The sequence below is a fragment of the Occultella gossypii genome (genome assembly GCF_019947135.1).
Taxonomy (GTDB): Bacteria; Actinomycetota; Actinomycetes; order Actinomycetales; family Beutenbergiaceae; genus Occultella; species Occultella gossypii.
Genome location: NZ_JAGSHT010000014.1, coordinates 45,960 through 66,516, shown reverse-complemented (window position 1 = coordinate 66,516; position 20,557 = coordinate 45,960). Strand labels below are relative to the sequence as shown.

Here is a 20,557-nt window from a genome sequence, read left to right as displayed (position 1 = left end):
TCGCTGGGCGGGTCGGCCCGTCGGTGGGGCCGGTCGATGCCCGACGGCGTCAGGTGCCCGGGCTGACCAGTCCGGTCTCGTAGGCGGTCACCACGGCCTGGACACGGTCCCGGACGCCGAGCTTCGCGAGCACGCGGCCGACGTGCGTCTTGACCGTGGCCTCGGCCACGAAGAGGTCGCCGGCGATCTCGGTGTTCGTGCGGCCCCGAGCCATCAGGATCAGCACCTCGCGCTCGCGGTCGGTGAGGGCGTCGAGGACGGCGGCGGGCGTCTTCTGCTCGTCCGGCAGGACGGCCGCGAGGTGCTCGATGAGCCGCCGGGTGCTGGAGGGTGCGATCACTGCGTCCCCCTGGTGCACGGTGCGGATCGCGGCGAGCATCTCCTCCGGGGGCGTGTCCTTGAGCAGGAACCCGCTCGCGCCGGCCTTGATGGCACGCAGGACGTACTCGTCGAGGTCGAACGTGGTGAGGATGACGATCTTCGGGATGGTGCCCTGCCGGTGGGTGTCGGGGTCGGTGAGGGCGGCCGTGGCGGCGAGGCCGTCCATCATCGGCATTCGCACATCCATGAGCACCACGTCCACCTCGTGGGAGGTGAGCAGCCGCAGTGCCTGGGCGCCGTCCCCGGCCTCGAGCACGACCTCCAGGTCGGGCTGGGAGTTGATCACGAGGGCGAACCCCGCCCGGACGAGTTGCTGATCGTCCACCAGGGCCACGCGGATCGGCGCGGTGGGAACGTCGGGGAAGGCGCCTTCGAGGGTCATGCGGTGGAGCCCTTCAGTGGGTTCGGTCCGGATGGGGCCGGTGGCCCGATGCGCGGTGTGGGTGCGGCGCCGCCCGGCCCGGGATCGGGAGCCGGCGCGGGTGGGGACGTGGTGGTGGGCCGAGGGCCGGGCGCCCGGCCCGACACCGGAGCGGGAGGCGGCGCGGTGATCGGGGTGAGCGGCGCCGTCGCCGGGTTCGGCGCCAGCCGCGGCCCGCGCCCGCCGGGCAGCGGGATCTCGGCGCGGACCCGGTACCCGCCGCCCGGGCGCGGGCCGGTGGCGAGGGTGCCACCGAGCATCGCGGTGCGCTCGCGCATGCCGAGGAGGCCGTGGCCGGCGCCGTCGGTGGTGGCGGCGGCGCCGCGGCCGTCGTCGTCGATCTGGAGGACCAGCCCGATGGGCGTCCACTGGACCAGGAGCGTGGCGTGCGCGCCCGGGCCGGCGTGCTTGAGGATGTTCGTCAGGGCTTCCTGGGCGATCCGGTAGACGGTGAGGCCGGCACCGGGCGGCAGCGCGCGGGCCTGGCCGACCCGGACCACCGAGACCTGCAGGCCGGTGTCCCGGACGTGCTCGGCGAGGGTGTCCAGGTCCGAGTCGTCCGGCTGCGGGATCAGGTCGCCATCACGTGGGTCGTCGCTGCGGAGCACGCCGAGGATCCGGCGCATGTCCGCCAGCGCGGCCCGACCGGTCTCGGAGATGGTCGTGAGCGCGCGGGTGGCCGCCTCGGGGTCCGCGGACGCGGCGTACCGGCCGCCGTCGGCCTGCGCGATGACCACCGAGAGCGAGTGCGCCACGATGTCATGCATCTCCCGGGCGATCCGGGCCCGCTCGGCGGCCGTCGCGATCTTGGCCTGCTGGTCGCGCTCGATCTCGAGGCGAGCCGCCCGGTCCGCGAGTGACTCGACCTGGTCCACCCGGGCCTTGCGCACCATGGCGATCGCCCAGGTGATCATCACGAGCGCGGACAGGAACGCCATCGCCGCCCCGGCCACCAGCAGCAGGTGCACGGGCGCCTGGCCCGACGTGGCCGCGTAGTACCCGCTCAGGATGAGACACCCGAGCAGTGCCGAACCGAGGGCGGTTCTGCGGGCCCACATCGGCCCGTAGACGGTCACCGAGTACAGCGCGACGAAGATCAGCGAGTCCGCGAAGATCAGCGGCGCTCCGGCCAGGAAGTGCGCCAGGGCTGCCGCGTACACCACGACCGACGAGTGCACCGGGTGACTGCGCCGCCATCCGATGGCCACCGGCATCACGAGGGAGGCGAGCCCGCCGACGGCAGCGCCGGTGGCCGGGTACCCCATCGCCACGGCGAATGCGACGGACGGGAGCCCCACGAACAGCAGCGCGACGCCGGCGAACACGGCGTCGACCGCGTTCGGCGTGACCCGGCCGGTCCACGCCACCGGCGGCTGGGCAGGGGCACTCATGGGACCCAGCCTAGGAGCCGTCGTCGCATCGGGCGTCCCACCGGGGGCGGAAGGTGGCGTCCACCCCCGGGATTACGGCGACTCCGGTCCCGTGGTCGGGGACGGGTGAATGCTCCAGCGCAAGCGTCCGGACGGATTCGCTGGAGCAGCTGTGAGCCAAGTGGCCGGAAGGTCGTGACGCGGTCGTCAGAGGCGCAGATCGCGCATCCGTGGCGCGACCTCCGCGGCCGCCTCGTCGCCGTAGGCGGCGGTGAACCGCTTGAGGAAGGTGTTGCCGAACCGGTACTCCTGGGTCCCTGTCACGGCGATCACGTAGCTCGCCAGGAGCGAGCCGATCTGGGCGCAGCGTTCCAGGCTCACGCCCCAGGACAGTCCAGCCACGAAGCCGGCCCGGAACGCGTCCCCCATGCCGGTCGGGTCCAGGGTGACCTCCTCGCGGGCGATCGGCACGTCGGTCCGCTCGCCCCCGGAGTAGATGCTCGAGCCGTCCTTGCCGCGGGTGATCACCCGGTGCTGCACCCGGCTGAGGATCTCCTCGTGGGTCCAGCCGGTCTTCTGCTGGATCACCGAGTCCTCGTAGTCGTTGGAGAACAGGTACGTGGCGCCGTCGATCAGACTGCGGATCGTCGGCCCGTCCATCCAGGCCACCTGTTGCGAGGGATCCGCCAGGAACGGGTAGCCACGGGTGCGGCACTCCTCGGTGTGCCGAACCATCGCTTCCGGGTCGTTCGGGCCGACCAGGACCAGGTCGATCCGGCCCGCACGTGCCTCGATCGGCCTCAGCTCGATCTGCCGGGCCTCGGCCATCGCTCCGGTGTAGAAGGACCCGATCTGGGCGTTGTCGGCATCCGTGGTGCACACGAATCGGGCGGTATGGGCGGTCTCGGAGACCCGCACCGGCCAGGTGGCCACGCCGTGCCGGTCCAGCCAGGCCCGGTAGTCGTCGAAGTCGGCGCCCACCGAGCCCACCAGCAACGGCGTCAGGCCGAGAGCGGCCAGCCCGAAGCAGATGTTCGGGGCGACCCCGCCGCGCTTGATCTCGAGTTCCTCGACCAGGAAGGACAACGAGACCCGGTCGAGTTGCTCCGCGAGCAGGGAGTCGGCGAAGCGGCCCGGGAAGGTCATCAGGTGGTCCATGGCGATGGAACCGGTCACGGCGATATTCACCTGCCGAACGGTACCCGCCGCACCGGCGCGACGTGCCGCGTTTCAGACCGGCTGGATCAGTTCGGGGGAGTTGTTGCGCACCGAACCCACCTGCGCACCGACCTCGTGCCAGGACACCGCCGGCGCGGGGGCGGCGAGAACGGCGAGCGCCTCGCCGGGATCGGTCACGCTCGGGTCGAGCCAGGTGGCCACGCCCTCGGGCGTCAGCATCGCGGGCTCACGGTCGTGGATCTGCTCGAGTCCGTCACGCGCGTCGGCGGTGACGATGGTGGCGCTCAGGACCCACCGGTCCGGATCGTCGGCCGCCTTGGACGGGTCCGGCCACCAGGCGTACAGGCCCGCGAAAGCGACCGGGGAGCCGTCGGTCGGGTGGATGTAGAACGGGGTGCGGTCCACCTTCTTCGTGCCCGGGACCGGGGTCTTGTGCCACTCGTAGTAGCCGTCCGCCACCACCACGCACCGCTTGGACACCAGCGGCTTGCGGAAGGCGCTGGACTCGGCGAGCGACTCGCTGCGCGCATTGAACATCCGTGCTCCGACCGACAGGTCCTTCGCCCACGCCGGAACCAGTCCCCACCGGGCGAGGTGCATCTGCCTGCGTACCGAGGACTCGGCGTCGGTGCCGGGCGCGCTCTGCTCGACGTCCGCCGTCGCCGCCTTCGGGGCGCGATCGAGGACGATCCGGATCGGATCGGTCGGGGCCACGTTGTAGTTCGCCGCGACCTCGGCGGCGGCGTCGGTGACGTCCTCCACGTCGAAGGCATCGGCGAGGTCCTGGGCCTCCCGGAACGAGGCATAGCGTCCGCACATGCCCCTACTCTGGCACCGGCCACCGACGCCCGCCGACCGCGCACCCGCGACGGCGACCTCGAACGCGACGACGGCGAGGTCAGCGAGCCGGGTGCGAGGTCACCCGTGGGGCGGGCGCGGGCTCACGGACCCCAGCCGAGGTACGGCTCGACCACCGTCACCGACGTGATCCAGACGGCGGCGGCGAGCACCGGGACCAGCAGCACCCAGGACGGGTGGTCGCGGTACCAGCGCAGGCCCAGGGTGAACAGCGTCACCCACGCGACACTCAGAACGAGCGCGCCCCACGTCGGCGCCACCACACCCGCTGCGACGTAGAACGGGAGCTGCGCGACCATGAGCAGGAGCCCGAGCGACGCGACGACGGTCTCGAAGGGGTGCGCGCGGCGCACCTGGACGACATCGGCCATCCCCACACGATAGTTGGCGGGGACGCTCCGCGCCCGGCAGTCTGGTCCCGGATCGGGCACGGGCCCGGCACAGCACGACGGCGTGGGGAGGGTGCGGTGGTGGTCGGCGTCTTCACCTTCACGTCCACGTGGCACGCGGACGCGACACCCGCGCAGGTCTGGCGGGTGCTCTCGGACGCCGCGACGTGGCCGCAGTGGTGGCCGGACGTGGTCGCCGCGACCGTCGTGCGCCCCGGCGACGCCGATGGCCTCGGCCAGCGGACGGTGCTGACCGTGCGCGCACCGACCGGCTACCGCCTCCGGTTCGGGGTGGAGCTCACCGACGTCTCGCCCGGTGCCTTCGCGCGCGCCCGGGTGGTGGGGGACCTGGACGGGGCCGGCGCCTGGTCGCTGTCAGCCGACGGCGAGGGGGTGGTGATGGTGATCGTGTGGCAGGTACGGGCCCGACGGCGGTGGATGCGTCTGGTGTCACCGCTCGCCGGGCGGTCGTTCGCTCGCGCGCACGCCGCCGTGATGGCCGCGGGCCAGCGCGGTTTGCGTTCTGCCCTGGCCCGGGTCCATAGTGATGGCCCCTGATCCGGCGGCCCCGTGAGAGCGCTCTGAGTGGCGGTATTCCGCCGAACGAACAGGTCACAACTTGGCGTCGGTTTGGTGCCCCTGGAGGCCCCGGACGCACGCCGGGAACAGAATGAGGAACGTCCCCGCCACGCGGCGGGTGACACGTCCGGAATCGGACCAACCACGAAGGAGTGACGTATGCGACGCATCGGTGTGGTGGCCACGGCCGCCGCGATTGGCCTCGCCCTGACCGCCTGCAGCGGCGGTGGCGACGGCGGCGGGGACGGGGACGAAGGTGGTGGCGGCGGCACCGACGTCGAGGTGTTCACCTGGTGGGCCGCCGGCTCGGAGCTGACCGGGCTGGAGGCGCTCGAGGCGGTCTTCGCCGAGCAGCACCCGGACTTCACGTTCGTCAACGGTGCGGTTGCCGGTGGTGCCGGTTCGGCCGCGAAGGACCTGCTCCAGACCCGCCTGCAGGCGGGCGACCCGCCGGACACGTTCCAGGCGCACGCCGGCGCGGAACTGACCGACTACATCGCCGCCGGACAGCTCGAGGACGTCTCCGACCTGTACACCGAGTTCGGCCTCACCGACGCCTTCCCGCAGGATCTGATCGATCTGCTCACGGTGGACGGGAACATCTACTCGGTGCCCTCCAACATCCACCGCTCGAACGTGGTCTGGGCGAACCCCACCGTGCTCGAGTCCGCCGGGATCGACCCGGCGGCGGTGCCCGCGGACATCGACGCCTGGATCGCCGACCTCGAGACAGTGCAGGCCACCGGCGTCACGGCGCTCTCGGTGGCGACCACGTGGACCCAGGTGCACCTGCTCGAGACGGTCCTCATGGCTGACCTCGGCGCGGAGGCCTATATCGGCCTGTGGAACGGCGAGACGGACTGGACGGGTGCGGAGGTCACCGGTGCGCTCGAGCACTTCGAGACGCTGATGAGCTTCACGAACACCGACCGGGACGGCCTCGACTGGCCGGAGGCCACCCAGATGGTGATCGACGGAACCGCCGCGTACAACGTCATGGGCGACTGGGCGGTCGCCGCCTTCGAGGAGCAGGGCGTCGAGCGAGGCGCCGGCTTCGTGGACTTCCCGGTCCCGGGCAGCGACGGGCAGTTCGGCTTCCTCGCCGACTCCTTCACCCTCCCGGTCGGGGCGCCGAACCCCGACGGCGCGACGGCGTGGCTGGAGACGGTCGGCTCGCTCGAGGGCCAGGTCGCGTTCAACCAGGCGAAGGGCTCCATCCCGGCCCGGACCGACGCGGACCCGGCGGACTTCTCCGAGTACCAGCAGTCCGCGATCGAGTCCTACGCGAACGACGCGATCGTGCCCTCGCTGGCCCACGGGGCCGCGTCCCCGATCGCAGTACTGAACGCCGTTTCGGACGCCACCAGCAAGTTCACCACCGGTGGCTCGGACCTGGCGACCTACCAGCAGGAGCTGGCGGCCGCCGTCGGCTGATGCCTGGGTGCGTGCCCGGGCGCCCAGGTGCCCGGGCACGCACCCACGCCCACGCCATGTGCGCGCCCATGACTGCCGTCGAAGGGGAGATCCGTGAAGACCATCAAACGGTGGGGACCGCCGGTCCTGCTGCTGACCCCGTCCATGATCCTCATGGCCGTGTTCGTCTACGGCCTGATCGTCGCGAACTTCGCGACCTCGGCCACCGACAACCACACCGCCGCTCAGGCGACCGGCGTCCAGCCGACGGTGTTCGTCGGCATCGGCAACTACCTCGACCTGCTCGCGTCGGACGCGTTCCAGCACTCCCTGAAGAACCTGCTCCTGTACACCGTCGTGTTCCTGGTGGGCACCATGGTCATCGGGTTCATGTGGGCGTGGCTGCTGGAGCGGCCGATGCGCGGCGAGGGGATCTTCCGGTCGGTGTACCTGTTCCCGATGGCGGTGTCCTTCATCGCCTCCGGCGTGGTGTGGCGGTGGCTGCTGAACTCCAACGAGGGGGAGCAGGCGCTCGGGCTGAACCGGCTGTTCCAGATGGTCGGCCTGGACTTCCTGCAGAACCCCTGGTGGAACAACATCACCTGGGGCATCGCGGCGATCGCGCTGCCGGCGATCTGGCAGCTGTCCGGCTACGTCATGGCCCTGTTCCTGGCCGGGTTCCGGGGCGTGCCGGTGGAACTGCGTGAGGCCGGGCGGATGGACGGCGCCAGCGAGTGGCAGGTGTACCGGCACGTGATCTTTCCGCAGCTCTCGCCGGTGGCCCTGTCCGCCCTGATCATCATCGGCCACATGTCGCTGAAGGCGTTCGACCTGATCATGTCCATCTCGAAGCCGTCGAACTACCAGACCAAGGTGCCCGCGGTGGACATGTACGTGTTCAAGTCGAGCTTCGACTACGCGAACTCCGCGGCGGTCGGCGCGATCCTGCTCATCATCGTGGCGGTGCTCGTGATCCCGTACCTGATCTACACCAACCGGAAGGAGGTGAGCGGACGATGACCGCGACCACCACGCCCGCCGCCCCCGGCGTCGGCGAGCTCGCTCCGGCGCCCCGGAGGCCCAAGGGCCGGTTCTCGGCCGCTCGCACCGTCCGCTACGCGATTCTGCTGTTCTCGCTCGTGATCGTGCTGATCCCGGTCTACGTGCTGCTCGTGACGAGCTTCAAGGGCCCCGGAGACGCGACGCCGACGAGGGCCTGGGCGTTGCCCCAGCTGTGGATCGCCGACAACTGGATCACCGCCTGGGACACCCTCGCTCCGGCGATCGGGCGCACCCTGCAGATGGTGATCCCGGCGTCGATCATCTCGGCGTTCCTGGGCTCGATGAACGGGTTCGTGCTGTCCCGCTGGTCCTTCCGCGGGGCGAACGTGGTGTTCACCCTGATCCTGTTCGGGATGTTCATCCCGTACCAGGCGGTGATGATCCCGCTGAACCAGATCGTGCTGGACATCGGACTGCCGAACGGCGTGCCGACTCTGATCCTGCTGCACGTGATCTACGGCATCCCGATCACGACCCTGATCTTCCGCAACTACTACGAGTCCGTGCCGCACGAGCTGATCGAGGCGGCCCGGATGGACGGCGCCGGCATGCTGCGCACCTACGCGTGGGTGGTGCTGCCGATCTCCATCCCGAGCTTCGTGGTGGTGCTGATCTGGCAGTTCACGTCGGCCTGGAACGACTTCCTGTTCGCGGTGTTCTTCTCCACCCCGAACACCGGCCCGGTCACGGTGGCGCTGAACAACCTCGCCAACGGCGCCCAGCTGCAGAACTACGGGGTGTCCATGGCCGGGGCGTTGTTCGCGTCGCTGCCGACGCTGCTGGTCTACATCATCCTCGGGAAGTACTTCGTGGGTGGCTTGATGTCCGGGTCGGTGAAGGGCTAGGGACTGCCGCGGGGTGCGCCCCGATGGCCCGCCTGATCGTCGTCGCCGAACGCGACATCGTTGGCGTCTCCGGTGAGTTCGGAGCCAACAACCTCACGTTCGACGGCGGGGGACGCTCTGCTGGTGCGAGGATTGGAGCGGACCCTGGCCATCGAGCGCTCAGGTGCCGGGGGCTCGTGACCCACCTCACGTGATCTGACATCTGATAACGATTTGGTTACGATGGCTCGGCTCCGTTACCGATCGATCGTGAGGAACTTCGTGCCAGTAGGCCGTCACCGTGCCGCCGAGACCCGGCGCACGCCGTTGTCCCGGATACTCGGCGCCGCCACTGTGGGCGCGCTCGCGCTCGCGAGCCTGGCGGCCGCGGTTCCGGTCGGCCCGAACCCCGCGACCAGATCGACGGCGGAGCTTCCCGTCCCGTTCGAGGCCACCGATGCCGCTGCCGCAGCTCTCGACGAGCGCGCCGAGGAGGTCGCCCAGCGGTCCGAGGCACGGGAGCCGGTCGACACGCCCACGCCGACCGCGGCCGCCGCACCGAGCGCGCCCGAACCCGAACCCGTGCCCGCGGTGACGGGCCAGCTGTGGGTGACCTCCGCCGTCAACGTGCGCTCGGGACCGTCCGCGGACGACGAGAGGCTGACCACGCTCGCGTGGGCGGACCAGGTCGACGTGACCGGCGAGAGTGCCGACGGGTGGACGCAGGTGATCTGGGACGAGCGCGTGGCCTGGGTGAACTCGAGCTACCTCGCCGCCGAGGAACCGATCGCGACGGAGCCCGAGGACCAGGGTGTCTCCAGCGCGGCATGCGCCACCAGCGCGGAGATCGAGTCCTCGCTGGCTGCGAACGCTGCGGCGGCCTATCGGGCCGTGTGTGCCGTGTTCCCGGGCGTCGCCTCCGCCTACGGCGGCTACCGCGCCGGCGACGGTGGCGACCACGGCTCCGGGCACGCCCTCGACATCATGGTCACCGGCGCGTCCGGGTGGGAGATCGCGCGGTACCTGCAGGCGCACGCGGGCGAGCTCGGCATCACCTACCTGATCTTCGAGCAGCAGATGTGGATGGCCGGCGACGCCGCCGGGGCCTGGACGTACATGGCAGACCGCGGCAGCGCCACGGCCAACCATTACGACCACGTGCACGTCAGCACGTCCTGAGGCGTGTCACCGCAGTGTCCTGGCTACCATGGTGACCTGACACGAGTTAGGAGCGCGGCGTTGACGGTCACCAGTGCGGACGTGGCACGGCGGGCGGGGGTCTCCAGGACCGCCGTCTCCCTGGTGCTCAACGGGCGCGGCGAGGGCAGTATCTCCGCGGCGAACCAGGCCAGGATCCATGCGGCCGCGGCCGAGCTCGGATACCGGCCGAACGCCTCCGCGGTGAACCTGAGGCGCCGGTCGACGTCCACGATCGGGATCGTCACCGACGAGATCACCACCAGCCCGTTCGCCGGCCAACTGTTGCAGGGGGCCCGCGAGGCGGCGTTCGCTCGCGGCTACCTGACCATCGTGGCCGACTACGGCCTCGACGAGGCGCGCGAACATCAGATGGTGCAGGCCCTGCGCGGGCGCCAGGTCGATGCGTTCGTGCACGCTGCGATGTCCATGCGGGAGGTCGTGCCCGACCCGTCGATGGTCGAACTTCCCACGGTACTGGCCAACTGCTTCGCGGCGGGTGGTCCGGCCGGGGTGATCGCCGACGAACTCGAGGGTGGTTACCGCGCCGCACGAGCGGTCTTCGACCAGGGCCACCGGCGGGTGGTCATGCTCGCCGGACGGGATGAGGGTGAGCGCGACTACATCCCGGCGACCGAGCGTCGCCGTCGCGGCTTCGAACGGGCGGCCCGGGAGGTTGGTGCCGAGGCCCGAGTGATCGATGCCGGGTGGAGCATCGAGACCGGCGCCCGGCACGCGGCGGCGCTGCTGGACGTCCCCGCCGCGCAGCGCCCGACGGCGTTCGTGTGCGCCCGCGACCGGGTGGCGGTCGGCGTGGTGCTCGCCGCCGCGCGGCTCGGGCTGCAGGTGCCGCGGGACGTTTCCGTGATCGGCTACGACGACGAGTCCGACGTGGCCGCGCAGATGTCCCCCCCGCTGACCACGATCGACCTGCCGCACCGGCGGATCGGGGAACTCGCCATGGAGATCCTGCTGAACGCGGTGCTCGACGGCGAACCCCTGCCCGAGCAGGACGTCCTGGTGGCGTGTGAGTTGGTGGTCAGAGGTTCGGTCGACCTGGCTCCCGGACGCTGAGTTCGACGACCACCGCCCGGATCGCCAGGCGATCACCGGCAGGGGACTGTCCACGGGGGATGAGATCGGGCCCCGCCCCTAGCGGACCCGGTGGTCGTCGAACGCGCGGAAGAGGTGTTCGAGAAGGACCCGGTCGCCGTCGACGACGGCCTCGCCGGTTCGAACGGCGGCCTCGACGGCATGTCCGTCGAACGCCAGGTCCTGGACCGTTCGAACGGAACAGGTGAGGACGGCGCCGGCGGCGGCCTCGCCTCGGACCACGTCGAGGAGCCCGCCGCGCACGGTGAGCACGAAGGCGTCGGCCGGCAGCCTGACCTGAACGATGCCCTGCAGGTCCGCGGCAAGCGCCGGTTCGAACGTGGTCCGCAACGCGACCATCAGCGCGTCGGGGCTGAGCACTGTGGCCGAGCCGGGGCCGGGGGCCAGTGAACTTCCCCAGCGCCCGAGCGCGAGCAGGGCCGGCTCGAGTGCTCGGCCCCGGTCGGTCAGCTCATAGACCAGCCCGGTGGCAGACTGGAGCGCGCGTCGTCGGGTCAGGATGCCGGACTGTTCGAGCTGGCGCAGGCGCTGGGTGAGGACGTTCGGGCTCATGCCGGGCAGGCCGCGGTGTAGATCGGCGAACCGCTTCGGCCCGAACAGCAGTTCCCGGACCACGAGGAGGGCCCAACGCTCGCCGACGACGTCCAGCGCGCGGGCGATGCCGCAGAGGTCCTGGTAACTACGCATGTGGTCCCAACACTTCCTTTGAAGGAGTTTCAGTCCTAGTCTAGGACCAAACGCTCCAATGCGGGAGGCAGCCATGTCACGCGTCACTGCTACCGATGGCACGTCGATCGGCTTCGACGTGCTCAGCGACAACGGGCCCACGGTGGTGCTGATCAGCGGCGGGCTCGACGACGGATCCGAGAACCTCCCGATCGGCCGGTGGTTGGCCGGCGCATTCAGGGTGGTGACCTACCGAAGGCGCGGCCGGGCTGACAGCGGTGATACCCAGCCGTACTCGGTGCAGCGAGAGGTCGACGATCTCGCGGCAGTCATCGACGAGACCGGTGGTCGTGCCCATCTGTTCGGCGCGTCATCCGGCGGAGCACTGGCACTGCGGGCAGCCGCCGCCGGTCTACCCATCGACCGGATCGCCACGCACGAGGTGCCATACGTGCTGGGCGAGGACATGATCGCGGCCTGGCAGGCCTACACCAGGGACCTGGACGCGGCCCTCGATGCCGGCGACCGGCCGGAAGCGTTGCGGCTGTTCATGCGGCTGGCAGGTTCGTCGGAGGATGACATCGCAGCCGCAGAGGCCGCACCCGTGTGGCCGGGTCTGACCGCGCTCGCGCCGACCTTGCGATACGACGCAGCCTGCATCGGTGCCGGCCCGCCACCCCCGGAGCTCCTGGCCGCGGTGCAGCAGCCCGTCCTGTTGAGCACCGGAGCCACGATCGATCCGCATTCCGCCGGACTCCCGTTCGACTTCTTCGGTCGGGCGGCCGACGCGGCTGCCGCCTTGTTGCCCAGCGGCCGGCGAGCCACCGTCACAGTGGCGGGTCATGTTGCCGAGCCGGCGCTGCTCGGCCCGATCCTGACTGACTTCTACAACGACTGAGGCTACGGCCGGCCCAGTTCCCACACGCTCAGCCCGAGATCTGCGCGCAGCACCCAGTGCTCGCTCGGACCCGGGTAGACCCGAACGGTGTGCGCCAACCCGCCGGCGAAGGCCTCGACGACCGAACCGTCCACGAGCACGCGACTGTCCGCCGCGCCGGCGGGTGTGCGCCAGACTTCACGCTCGCCGTCCGGACCACGCAACCCGACCACGAGGCGGCCGCCGGTCGCGGCCTCCCAGGCCGGCACCGACACCTCAACTGCGCCTGCGCGGCCCGCGCCGGCTCCGCTCACCGGCACCTCCGCCCGGCGCAGGCCGGTCAGTTCGCGGGCGGTCCCGGAGATGACCCGGTCGCCGTCGAGGGTGAGCTCGCGCGGGAATGTCAGGGCTCCGGCCCACCCGGCGCCGGCGACCTGCTCGGCCGACCGTGTGTGCGATTCCCAGGTCCACCCCCACAGCAGCACCCGGTCCGGGCAGGCCACCGCTTGCGGCGCGTAGAAGTCGGGGCCGGTGTCCAGGCGCTGCCCGGCCTCCGGGTGGAACACCGGGTGCGACCCGCTGAGGTCGAGGTCGCCCACGAGGGCTGCCACGCCCTGCAGGTGACGCTCGCCCGAGTCGTCCCAGAGCGAAACGATCAGGACCCACCGGAGCCGGCCTGCGCCGTCGGGCAGTCGCACCAGCTGTGGGCACTCCCAGATCTTGCCTGGCGCCACTGCGGCAGCGATGTCGTCGGAGGAGTCGAGCAGGTCCCCGAGCAGTTCCCAGCGGTCCAGGTCGTCCGCCGCGTACACCAGCACCGCGGGGGTGCCGTCGGCGCGCCCGCCACCCATGAGGCCGTACCGGGCACCGCCGGCGGTGAACACGAACGGGTCGCGGATCTCCCGCAGGTCCCCGCCCGGTGCCGGCGCGGCCATCTCCGTGCCCGGCACCCAGGCGCCGTCCGCGTCCCGCCGCGCCAGGGCGACGCCGGCGTTCGCCGCGACATCGGGCACCGCCGTGTACACGAGGACCGGTTCGCCGTCGTCCATCGCGGCGACACCGCTCCACACGCCGGCCGCGTCGATGGAGCCCGGCCGGGGGGCGAGCGCCACCGGCTCGTCGCGCCAGGTGAGCAGGTCCGCCGAGGACGAGTGGCCCCAGTGGATGTCCGCGTGCACCGGGGCGTCCGGGTTGTGCTGGTAGAAGACGTGCCAGCGTCCGTCCCAGTGGCCGATCCCGTTCGGGTCGTTCACCCAGCCCTGCGGCGGGCGGATGTGCAGGTGCGGGAACGGGTCGAGCGTGGTGGAGGTGTCGGTCACTTGGATACTCCGGCGGTCAGGCCCTCGCGTAACGGGCGCTGCCCGAACAGGAATACGACGAGGGCGGGGATCATGGACAGCACCACGCCGGCGAGCACCACCGAGATGGACCCGGTGCCCATGTTGCCCTGCAGGGACACGAGCCCCAGGGGCAGCGTGAAGTTCTGCTCGCTGATGGTGAGGATGAGGGGGCGGAAGAACTCGTTCCAGTGGAAGTTGAACGCGAGGATGCCGATGATGGCCAGACCTGGCAGGGCGAGCGGCGCGTAGATCGAGGCGAACGTGCGCCACGGCCCGGCGCCGTCGATCGAGGCCGCCTCGCCGAGTTCGACCGGCAGGCCGAGGAAGTACTGGCGCATCAGGAACGTGCCGAACGCCGTCGGGATGGCCGGCAGGATCAGCGCGAGGAGCGTGTCGGACAGTCCCATGCCGCGGATGATCATGAACACCGGCACGATCGTGACCTGGACCGGGACCATCATCGTGGCCAGCACGAGCGAGAACCACAGGCTCCGGCCACGGAACTCCAGGCGGGCGAACGCGTACCCGGCCAGGGCCGCGGTGAGCATCTGCCCAACCGCGATGAAGCCGGTGACCAGCGCGGAGTTCAGGGTCAGCAGGCCCATGTTGATCTGGGCGAACACCTGGATGTAGGGGGTCAGGTCCGGGTCGGTCGGGATGAGCTGGGGCGGCAGGGTGAAGGACTCGGCAGGGCTGCGCAGCGACGTCGAGACGGTCCAGATCACCGGGCCGAGCGTGAGCGCTGCGGCGACCACGAGGAACGCGGTCCGGGCCACGGTCGACGGCGTGGGTACGGCTCTGCTGCTTCGCCGCGGCGGGGCTGCGCGGGTGGTTGGCGCGGGCGGGGTGACGGTTGCGGTGGTCATCGTCGAGGCCTCACTGGTAGAAGACGAAGCGGCGGGACAGGCGGAACTGGAGCGCGGTGACGCCCATGATCAGGAGCATCAGGACGACGCCGATCGCGCTGGCGCGGCCGAACTCGAGCTGACGGAACGCGGACTCGTAGATGACCATCACCGCGGTACGGGTGGCGTCCCCGGGGCCGCCGCGGGTGAGCACGTAGGGCTGGTCGAAGATCTGCAGCGCGGAGATCACGGCCATCACGCAGGCCACCAGCATCGTGGGGGACAGCAGCGGCAGCGTGATCGAGCGCAGCTGCCGCCAGCCGGTTGCGCCGTCGATGGAACTGGCCTCGTAGACCTCGGTGGGGATCGACGCGAGGCCGCCCACGAACAGCAGGAACGTGAAGCCGAACTGCTGCCAGACGTACACGAGCACGATCACGACCGCGGACGCCGTCGGGGACGTGAGCCATGGAACGCCGCCGATCCCGACGAGCGAGAGCAGCCAGTTCACGACGCCGAACTCCTCGTTGAACAGGTACCTCATGATGATCGAGACGCTCGCCGCGGACAGGATCAGCGGGAAGAAGAACACCGAGCGGAAGAACGTGCGCGCCCAGGTGGGCATCCGCTGTGAGATGAGGACGGCCAGGGCCAGGGACACGGCGATCTGCAGCGTCACGGCGACCACCACGAATACGAGCGTGTTGATGAAGGAGACCCGCACGGTCGGGTCGGCGACGACGTCGACGAAGTTCGTCAGCCCCACGAACTCGGGGTCGGTGATGATGTCCCAGCGGAAGAACGCGAGGAGGATCGAGGCCACGATCGGGCCGAGCGTGAAGATCCCGATTCCGATGATGGTGGGGGCCAGGAACGTCAGCACCACGACGCGGCGGCGCCAGGCCGGACCCTGGCTGCGGGGGCCGGAACCCCGGTCGACGGCGGCGCGTGCGGTGGGTAGGGCGGCGGCGGTCATGACACCCTCCTCAGGGCCTGGGTGAGATCGCGGTCCAGGGCTGCCAGTGCGCCCGGCACGCCGGCCGCGCTGCCGCTGACGGCAGCCGACACGTTCTTGATGAGCGCCGTCTCGACGGCTGCCTGCTGCGGTGGCGCCGGGATCGGGCCGGTGGTCGGGAAGGTGTCGAGCGTGTCGTAGAAGACCTGCCAGCTCCGCGGGCCGGTGTCGGCGTAGAACGCCTCGTTCACCATGGAGCGGCGGGTGGGCGTCGTCGTCGGGCGCGGGTAGGCGAGTTCCATGGCGGGCTTCGTGGCGGAGAACTTGACCCACTCCCACGCGGCGTCCTTGCGCTCGGAGGTGGCCATGATCGCGTACCCGGCCGCACCGAACTGGTGGCGCTGGGTGCGCCAGCGCGGGAAGAACTGGACGTCGAAGCCGTCGGCGTCCATGCCGGCCTCGTGCAGGCCCTGCGCCCAGTACCCACCGGCGGGCGTGGTGCCGATACGCCCCGATGCGAACAGCCCGACCAGGGCGCCGCCACCGCCCTCCTCCGGGCGGGTGCCGAGGCCCTCCGCAACGAGTTCACGCAGGTACTCGACCGATTCGGCCACGAGCGGGTCCTCCGCGTTGGACTCCAGCCACCGGTAGCCGCCGCTGCGTTGCTCGCCGGGGTAGAAGCGGTCCCAGAACCAGTTGCCGCCCGGGGCCTTCGTCTCGGTGAGGAAGCTGGTGTCGTTGACGTAGAGCCAGGGGACGAGGCCGCCGAACAGCCGGTTCGTCCAGAAGTAGGGCACGAAGTCGTCGGCGTTCGTGGTGCGCATCGCGCGTAGGAGGTCGGTGAAGTCGTCCTTGGTCCAGTCGTCCGGTGGTCGTTCCAGGCCGGCGGAGTTCAGCGCGTCGGTGTTGAGGTACATGTTCGCGGCGTTGAAGTCGGTGGGCAGCTGGAACAGGCTGCCCTCGTACATGAACGCCTCGAGCAGGGTGGGGTGGACGTCGTCGAAGTACTCCTGCAGGTCGGCGGCGTCGCGCAGGACGTAGGAGTCCAGCGGCTCGGCCATCCGGGAGGCGAACAGCTGGGTGCCCTCGGTGGCCACGTTCACCACGTCCGGGGGAGTCCCGGCCGCGATCATCGTGAGGATCTTCGAGAAGAAGTCACCCCAGTCGTTGCCCTGGATGGCCTGGATCCGCACCCGGATGTCCGGGTGGGCCTCGGTGAACGCGTCCACCAGGCTCTGCCGGGCCGCGGCGTCCTGGGACGTGCCAAGGATCGCGACGGTCAGCACGTCCTCGCCGCGCCCGGGGATGTCGCTTGCGGTCAGGCGGGGCCAGGACAGCCCCACGGTGGCGGCGCCGGCCACGCCGAGGGCGCCGAGCGCCACGCGCCGAGTGATCTCAGGTTGTCTGTGCATCATTGCTACTTCCTTTACCTGTCACGTGTCACCTAACACGTGACAGGTAGACTGCACCCCAACCGGGGTCGCCGTCAAGAGGTGACCCGACGGCTGGCGTGTTCGTTCCGCGACCAGGGTCGAACCACCACACGACCGGGGCCCACGGCGCTCCAGAACCTCTTCCCGGATGCGGTGACGGCTCGGCATACTCATGCGCAAGGAGGTCAACCATGACCAGCATCGACACACCACGGCCGATCGAGATGTTCCTTGACGCCACCGCCAGAGGTGACTCCGATGCCTTCGTCGCAGCCTTCACGCAGGACGCATACCTCGAGGACTGGGGGCGTAGCTTCCACGGTCACGATGGGGTCCGCGACTGGGACCGGACGGACAACACCGGCGTCCAGAGCCACATCGAGCTCGTCACCCTGACGGCGGGTTCCGGAACCGACAGTTACGTCGGAACGGTCCAGGTCTCCGGGAACGGGTTCAACGGCACCGGCACGATGACCTTCACCCTGCGCGACGACCACATCTCATCCCTGGTGGTCTCATAGCGCGGCTGTTATCCACAGGCCTTCTCAGGGCGTGGCGCTTCGGCTAGGTTGTGACGCACTTCACTGTGTGGCGATGGCGCGGTGCCGGGGGCAATGGGGGACCCGATGGGCGAAGGGGTGGCACTCCTCGAGGAGGAGGTGCGCGAACTCATCCGCCGTCGGGGTCTGGACCCCGAGCGTGACGACGCGGGTGTGCGGGGACTGATCGCGGCGGCCGTCGCGGACTATGAGGAGCGCTCGCTGCTCGGCCTGGTGCCGCGCCTCGACGATCTCGATCTGACCACCAAGAGCCTGCACGACGTCATCAGCGGTCTGGGCCCGTTGCAGCAGTACCTCGAGGACCCGGAGATCGAAGAGGTCTGGATCAACGAGCCGGGCAAGGTCTTCGTCGCCCGGAGTGGTCGCGCGGAACTGACCAACACGATCCTCACGGAGATCGCGATCCGGGACCTCGTGGAGCGGATGCTGAGGTCCTCGGGGCGCCGCCTGGATCTGAGCAATCCCTTCGTGGACGCATCGCTGCCCGGCGGGGAGCGACTGCACGCAGTGATCCCTGATGTCACCCGTCGGCACTGGGCGATCAATATCCGCAAGTACGTGGTGCGGGCCAAGCGGGTCGCAGACCTCGTGGCGCTCGGCTCGCTCACCGCGGAGGCGGCGGCCTTCCTGGAGGCCGCCGTGGTGTCAGGCCTGAACATCCTGGTGTCCGGGGCCACGCAGGCGGGCAAGACGACCATGGTGAACGCGCTCGCCGGTGCGATCCCCTCGAACGAGCACGTCATCACCTGCGAAGAGGTTTTCGAACTCCAGCTCGCGGCCAGGGACGTGGTCGCCATGCAGTGCCGCCAGGCGAACCTCGAGGGCACGGGGGAGATCCCGCTGCGACGCCTGGTGAAGGAGGCGCTCCGGATGCGTCCCGACCGGCTGATCATCGGCGAGGTGCGCGAGGCGGAGGCTCTCGACCTGCTCATCGCACTCAACGCCGGGATCCCGGGAATGTGCACGATCCACGCGAACTCGGCGCGGGAGGCGGTCGTCAAGATGACGACCCTGCCGTTGCTGGCCGGGGAGAACGTATCCGACCGCTTCGTGGTGCCCACCGTGGCTGCCGCTGTCGACCTGGTCGTGCACCTCGACCTCGACTCCCAGGGACACCGTCGGGTTCAGGAGGTCGTCGGCCTGTCCGGCCGGGCGGAGGACGGTGTCATCGAGATCGCTCCGCTGTTCGAGCGACGCGAGACCCACCTCACCAGGGCCGGTGGCTTTCCGCCCCATGAGGAGCGATTCACTCGGGCCGGATTCCGGCTGCGGGAACTCCTGGCGGCGGGCTGAGGGAATGGGCACGGTCGCGGGTCTGCTGCTCGGGGTGGGCCTGCTGTGTATCTGGTGGTCGTTCTGGCCCCGGCAGCCGCGTCCACAGCGATCGAGTCGGCGTGGTGAGCGCACCCAGGACCTGTTGGTCCAGGCGGGCATGCCGGGGGTGCGGCCGGCCGCCTTCTACGGCACCAGCATCGCGATCGGCCTGGTCACGTTCGTGGTCGCGGCCGCCGTGACCGGTTCGCCGACGATCGCGGCAAGCTTCGCGGTGCTGGCCGCGCTCGCCCCGGGACCCTATGTGCGCGCCCGCGCCCGACGGCGACGTACCGAGCTGCGAGAGCTCTGGCCCGAGGTGGTCGATGACCTGAACTCGGGGATCCGTGCCGGCATGTCTCTGCCCGAGGCGCTGATCAGTCTGTCGGAGCGGGGTCCGGAACCGATGCGGGCCGAGTTTCGGGCGTTCGCGGACGACTATCGGGCCACCGGCAGGTTCTCGGACGCGCTCGACCGCCTCAAGGCGCGTCTCGCCGACCCGGTCGCGGATCGTCTGATCGAGGCGTTACGGCTGACCAGGGATGTCGGTGGCACCGATCTCGGTCGGCTGTTGCGAACGCTCTCGGCGTTCCTGCGGGACGACCTGCGCGCCCGCGGTGAGCTCGAGGCGCGACAGTCCTGGACCGTGAATGGAGCACGGCTCGCGGCAGGTGCGCCTTGGCTGGTGCTCGCCCTGCTCAGCACTCGCCCGGAGACGGCCGCTGCGTTCAACACGGCCGTCGGCGCCGCGGTGCTTCTGGTCGGCGCTGCCGCGTCCGCGGCGGCCTACCTGCTGATGGTCCGGATCGGGCGACTGCCCGAGGACGTACGGGTGCTCCGATGAGCCTCGAGAATCCCGCGTTGACGGGAGCCGCACTGGGACTGATGTTCGGCGTCGGGCTCTGCCTGGTCCTGTGGCGCGTGTCCGCGCGTCGGGTCCGCCTGATCGACCGCGTCTCGCCGTACCTGCGTGACCGCCCGACGACGTCCCGCCTGCTCGTGACGCAGCAACCGATCACGCCGTTCCCGACCCTGGAGCGGCTCCTGCGCCCCGTCGTGGCCGATGCCGCCCGGCTCTTCGAGCGGCTCGGGAGTTCCTCGGTCGGGATCCGTGGCCGGCTCGTCCGCGCCGGGTCGTCCGCCACGGTGGAGCAGTTCCGCACCGAGCAGGTCGTCTGGGCCGCGCTGGGCCTCGCCGCCGGGCTGGTCGCGGCGCTCGTGCTTGGGGTGGCCCGCGGGGCCGGGATCGTGCCGCTGACCGTGCTGGTCCTGCTCTGTGGGATCGGCGGGGCACTGGCGCGCGACCAGTGGCTGAGCCAGCAGGTGAGTGCGCGCGAGCGCCGGATGGTCGCGGAGTTCCCGACCGTGGCGGAATTGCTCGCGCTCGCGGTGGGCGCGGGGGAGGCACCGGTGGCAGCGCTCGACCGCGTGTCGCGCACCACCACCGGCGAGCTCTCCGGAGAGATCGGGCGCACCCTGGCCGAGGTGAGGTCGGGCATCCCACTCACGCAGGCGTTGGACCGGATGTCGGCGCGTATCGCCCTGCCGAGCATCTCCCGGTTCACCGAGGGGGTCGCCACCGCAGTCGAGCGGGGCACACCGCTCGCGGACGTGCTGCGCGCCCAGGCCCAGGACGCCCGAGAGGTGGGCCAACGGGCACTGATGGAGGAGGGCGGCAAACGCGAGATCCTCATGATGATCCCGGTCGTCTTCGTGCTGTTGCCAACGAGTGTTCTGTTCGCAGTCTTCCCGGGGATATCCGTCCTGCGGGTGGGCCTGTAGAC

General features: G+C 70.5%; 21 protein-coding genes. 11 read left to right on the top strand and 10 right to left on the bottom strand.

The genetic code is table 11. From position 1 onward, the window contains the following. Positions 1 to 49: 49 nt before the first annotated feature. The 5 genes from KCQ71_RS15490 to KCQ71_RS15470 all read right to left on the bottom strand — a co-directional run bounded on the left by KCQ71_RS15490 (position 50) and on the right by KCQ71_RS15470 (position 4,580). The gene (locus tag KCQ71_RS15490; RefSeq protein WP_223407473.1) at positions 50 to 763 is read right to left on the bottom strand and encodes a response regulator; all 714 of its coding nucleotides are present in this window, start codon (positions 761 to 763) and stop codon (positions 50 to 52) included. After that, positions 760 to 2,193 carry a sensor histidine kinase gene (locus KCQ71_RS15485; RefSeq protein WP_223407472.1) on the bottom strand — a complete coding sequence of 478 codons (1,434 nt, stop codon included), beginning with the start codon at positions 2,191 to 2,193 and terminating at the stop codon, positions 760 to 762. The genes KCQ71_RS15490 and KCQ71_RS15485 overlap by 4 nt, the downstream gene beginning before the upstream one ends. A 186-nt stretch (positions 2,194 to 2,379) precedes the next feature. Continuing rightward, a complete protein-coding gene (locus tag KCQ71_RS15480; RefSeq protein WP_223407470.1) occupies positions 2,380 to 3,360 on the bottom strand; it encodes a carbohydrate kinase family protein in 981 nt (326 codons plus the stop codon). 42 nt (positions 3,361 to 3,402) lie between these two features. Continuing rightward, positions 3,403 to 4,170, bottom strand: coding sequence for an SOS response-associated peptidase (locus KCQ71_RS15475; RefSeq protein ID WP_223407468.1), 768 nt, complete (start codon positions 4,168 to 4,170; stop codon positions 3,403 to 3,405). A gap of 122 nt (positions 4,171 to 4,292) precedes the next feature. Then, positions 4,293 to 4,580, bottom strand: coding sequence for a hypothetical protein (locus KCQ71_RS15470; protein ID WP_223407466.1), 288 nt, complete (start codon positions 4,578 to 4,580; stop codon positions 4,293 to 4,295). A gap of 96 nt (positions 4,581 to 4,676) precedes the next feature. On the opposite strand from KCQ71_RS15470, the gene KCQ71_RS15465 reads away from it, so the two are divergent. The 6 genes from KCQ71_RS15465 (at position 4,677) to KCQ71_RS15440 (ending at position 10,747) form a co-directional block, all read left to right on the top strand. Continuing rightward, entirely contained in the window at positions 4,677 to 5,156 is a 480-nt protein-coding gene (locus KCQ71_RS15465; protein ID WP_223407465.1) for an SRPBCC family protein, read from the top strand. Positions 5,157 to 5,336: 180 nt separating this feature from the next. Beyond that, complete coding sequence (locus tag KCQ71_RS15460; protein ID WP_223407463.1) at positions 5,337 to 6,611, top strand: ABC transporter substrate-binding protein; 1,275 nt, start codon at positions 5,337 to 5,339, stop codon at positions 6,609 to 6,611. Positions 6,612 to 6,755: 144 nt separating this feature from the next. After that, positions 6,756 to 7,610, top strand: coding sequence for a carbohydrate ABC transporter permease (locus tag KCQ71_RS15455; RefSeq protein WP_223407590.1), 855 nt, complete (start codon positions 6,756 to 6,758; stop codon positions 7,608 to 7,610). Continuing rightward, complete coding sequence (locus tag KCQ71_RS15450) at positions 7,607 to 8,497, top strand: carbohydrate ABC transporter permease (protein WP_223407461.1); 891 nt, start codon at positions 7,607 to 7,609, stop codon at positions 8,495 to 8,497. Before KCQ71_RS15455 ends, KCQ71_RS15450 begins: the two co-directional genes overlap by 4 nt. A 249-nt stretch (positions 8,498 to 8,746) precedes the next feature. Then, a complete protein-coding gene (locus KCQ71_RS15445) occupies positions 8,747 to 9,655 on the top strand; it encodes an SH3 domain-containing protein (RefSeq protein ID WP_223407459.1) in 909 nt (302 codons plus the stop codon). Positions 9,656 to 9,715: 60 nt separating this feature from the next. Then, positions 9,716 to 10,747, top strand: a complete 1,032-nt coding sequence (locus KCQ71_RS15440) for a LacI family DNA-binding transcriptional regulator (protein WP_223407457.1) — start codon at positions 9,716 to 9,718, stop codon at positions 10,745 to 10,747. Positions 10,748 to 10,825: 78 nt separating this feature from the next. Here KCQ71_RS15440 and KCQ71_RS15435 read toward each other — a convergent pair whose 3' ends face one another. After that, a complete protein-coding gene (locus KCQ71_RS15435) occupies positions 10,826 to 11,473 on the bottom strand; it encodes a winged helix-turn-helix transcriptional regulator (RefSeq protein WP_223407455.1) in 648 nt (215 codons plus the stop codon). Between the two features lie 73 nt (positions 11,474 to 11,546). Here KCQ71_RS15435 and KCQ71_RS15430 point away from each other — a divergent pair, with 73 nt between their 5' ends. Next, the gene (locus tag KCQ71_RS15430; protein WP_223407453.1) at positions 11,547 to 12,350 is read left to right on the top strand and encodes an alpha/beta fold hydrolase; all 804 of its coding nucleotides are present in this window, start codon (positions 11,547 to 11,549) and stop codon (positions 12,348 to 12,350) included. 2 nt (positions 12,351 to 12,352) lie between these two features. Here KCQ71_RS15430 and KCQ71_RS15425 read toward each other — a convergent pair whose 3' ends face one another. From KCQ71_RS15425 to KCQ71_RS15410, 4 genes are read right to left on the bottom strand one after another with little or no spacing between them, the layout of a single operon-like run. Continuing rightward, a complete protein-coding gene (locus KCQ71_RS15425; protein ID WP_223407452.1) occupies positions 12,353 to 13,648 on the bottom strand; it encodes a glycoside hydrolase family 32 protein in 1,296 nt (431 codons plus the stop codon). Next, entirely contained in the window at positions 13,645 to 14,535 is an 891-nt protein-coding gene (locus KCQ71_RS15420) for a carbohydrate ABC transporter permease (RefSeq protein WP_223407450.1), read from the bottom strand. Before KCQ71_RS15420 ends, KCQ71_RS15425 begins: the two co-directional genes overlap by 4 nt. A gap of 10 nt (positions 14,536 to 14,545) precedes the next feature. Then, positions 14,546 to 15,490: a carbohydrate ABC transporter permease gene (locus tag KCQ71_RS15415; protein ID WP_223407448.1), complete on the bottom strand. Its 945-nt coding sequence runs from the start codon at positions 15,488 to 15,490 to the stop codon at positions 14,546 to 14,548. Next, on the bottom strand, positions 15,487 to 16,881 hold the full coding sequence (locus KCQ71_RS15410) for an extracellular solute-binding protein (RefSeq protein WP_372454047.1): 1,395 nt from the start codon (positions 16,879 to 16,881) through the stop codon (positions 15,487 to 15,489). Before KCQ71_RS15410 ends, KCQ71_RS15415 begins: the two co-directional genes overlap by 4 nt. A 212-nt stretch (positions 16,882 to 17,093) precedes the next feature. Between KCQ71_RS15410 and KCQ71_RS15405 the strand changes: the two genes are divergently transcribed. The 4 genes from KCQ71_RS15405 (at position 17,094) to KCQ71_RS15390 (ending at position 20,555) form a co-directional block, all read left to right on the top strand. Beyond that, entirely contained in the window at positions 17,094 to 17,423 is a 330-nt protein-coding gene (locus tag KCQ71_RS15405) for a nuclear transport factor 2 family protein (protein ID WP_223407444.1), read from the top strand. Positions 17,424 to 17,528: 105 nt separating this feature from the next. Continuing rightward, a complete protein-coding gene (locus tag KCQ71_RS15400) occupies positions 17,529 to 18,755 on the top strand; it encodes a TadA family conjugal transfer-associated ATPase (protein ID WP_223407442.1) in 1,227 nt (408 codons plus the stop codon). Between the two features lie 4 nt (positions 18,756 to 18,759). Then, positions 18,760 to 19,617 carry a type II secretion system F family protein gene (locus tag KCQ71_RS15395; RefSeq protein ID WP_223407441.1) on the top strand — a complete coding sequence of 286 codons (858 nt, stop codon included), beginning with the start codon at positions 18,760 to 18,762 and terminating at the stop codon, positions 19,615 to 19,617. After that, on the top strand, positions 19,614 to 20,555 hold the full coding sequence (locus KCQ71_RS15390) for a type II secretion system F family protein (protein ID WP_223407440.1): 942 nt from the start codon (positions 19,614 to 19,616) through the stop codon (positions 20,553 to 20,555). The genes KCQ71_RS15395 and KCQ71_RS15390 overlap by 4 nt, the downstream gene beginning before the upstream one ends. Positions 20,556 to 20,557 lie beyond the last annotated feature (2 nt).

What these genes read in the sequence shown, in the direction of transcription:
- KCQ71_RS15490 (WP_223407473.1), bottom strand. Translation starts at nt 763, where the DNA reads ATGACCCTCGAAGGCGCCTTCCCCGACGTTCCCACCGCGCCGATCCGC.
- KCQ71_RS15485 (WP_223407472.1), bottom strand. Translation starts at nt 2,193, where the DNA reads ATGAGTGCCCCTGCCCAGCCGCCGGTGGCGTGGACCGGCCGGGTCACG.
- KCQ71_RS15475 (WP_223407468.1), bottom strand. Translation starts at nt 4,170, where the DNA reads ATGTGCGGACGCTATGCCTCGTTCCGGGAGGCCCAGGACCTCGCCGAT.
- KCQ71_RS15470 (WP_223407466.1), bottom strand. Translation starts at nt 4,580, where the DNA reads ATGGCCGATGTCGTCCAGGTGCGCCGCGCGCACCCCTTCGAGACCGTC.
- KCQ71_RS15460 (WP_223407463.1), top strand. Translation starts at nt 5,337, where the DNA reads ATGCGACGCATCGGTGTGGTGGCCACGGCCGCCGCGATTGGCCTCGCC.
- KCQ71_RS15455 (WP_223407590.1), top strand. Translation starts at nt 6,756, where the DNA reads ATGATCCTCATGGCCGTGTTCGTCTACGGCCTGATCGTCGCGAACTTC.
- KCQ71_RS15450 (WP_223407461.1), top strand. Translation starts at nt 7,607, where the DNA reads ATGACCGCGACCACCACGCCCGCCGCCCCCGGCGTCGGCGAGCTCGCT.
- KCQ71_RS15435 (WP_223407455.1), bottom strand. Translation starts at nt 11,473, where the DNA reads ATGCGTAGTTACCAGGACCTCTGCGGCATCGCCCGCGCGCTGGACGTC.
- KCQ71_RS15430 (WP_223407453.1), top strand. Translation starts at nt 11,547, where the DNA reads ATGTCACGCGTCACTGCTACCGATGGCACGTCGATCGGCTTCGACGTG.
- KCQ71_RS15420 (WP_223407450.1), bottom strand. Translation starts at nt 14,535, where the DNA reads ATGACCACCGCAACCGTCACCCCGCCCGCGCCAACCACCCGCGCAGCC.
- KCQ71_RS15415 (WP_223407448.1), bottom strand. Translation starts at nt 15,490, where the DNA reads ATGACCGCCGCCGCCCTACCCACCGCACGCGCCGCCGTCGACCGGGGT.
- KCQ71_RS15410 (WP_372454047.1), bottom strand. Translation starts at nt 16,881, where the DNA reads ATGCACAGACAACCTGAGATCACTCGGCGCGTGGCGCTCGGCGCCCTC.
- KCQ71_RS15405 (WP_223407444.1), top strand. Translation starts at nt 17,094, where the DNA reads ATGACCAGCATCGACACACCACGGCCGATCGAGATGTTCCTTGACGCC.
- KCQ71_RS15400 (WP_223407442.1), top strand. Translation starts at nt 17,529, where the DNA reads ATGGGCGAAGGGGTGGCACTCCTCGAGGAGGAGGTGCGCGAACTCATC.
- KCQ71_RS15395 (WP_223407441.1), top strand. Translation starts at nt 18,760, where the DNA reads ATGGGCACGGTCGCGGGTCTGCTGCTCGGGGTGGGCCTGCTGTGTATC.
- KCQ71_RS15390 (WP_223407440.1), top strand. Translation starts at nt 19,614, where the DNA reads ATGAGCCTCGAGAATCCCGCGTTGACGGGAGCCGCACTGGGACTGATG.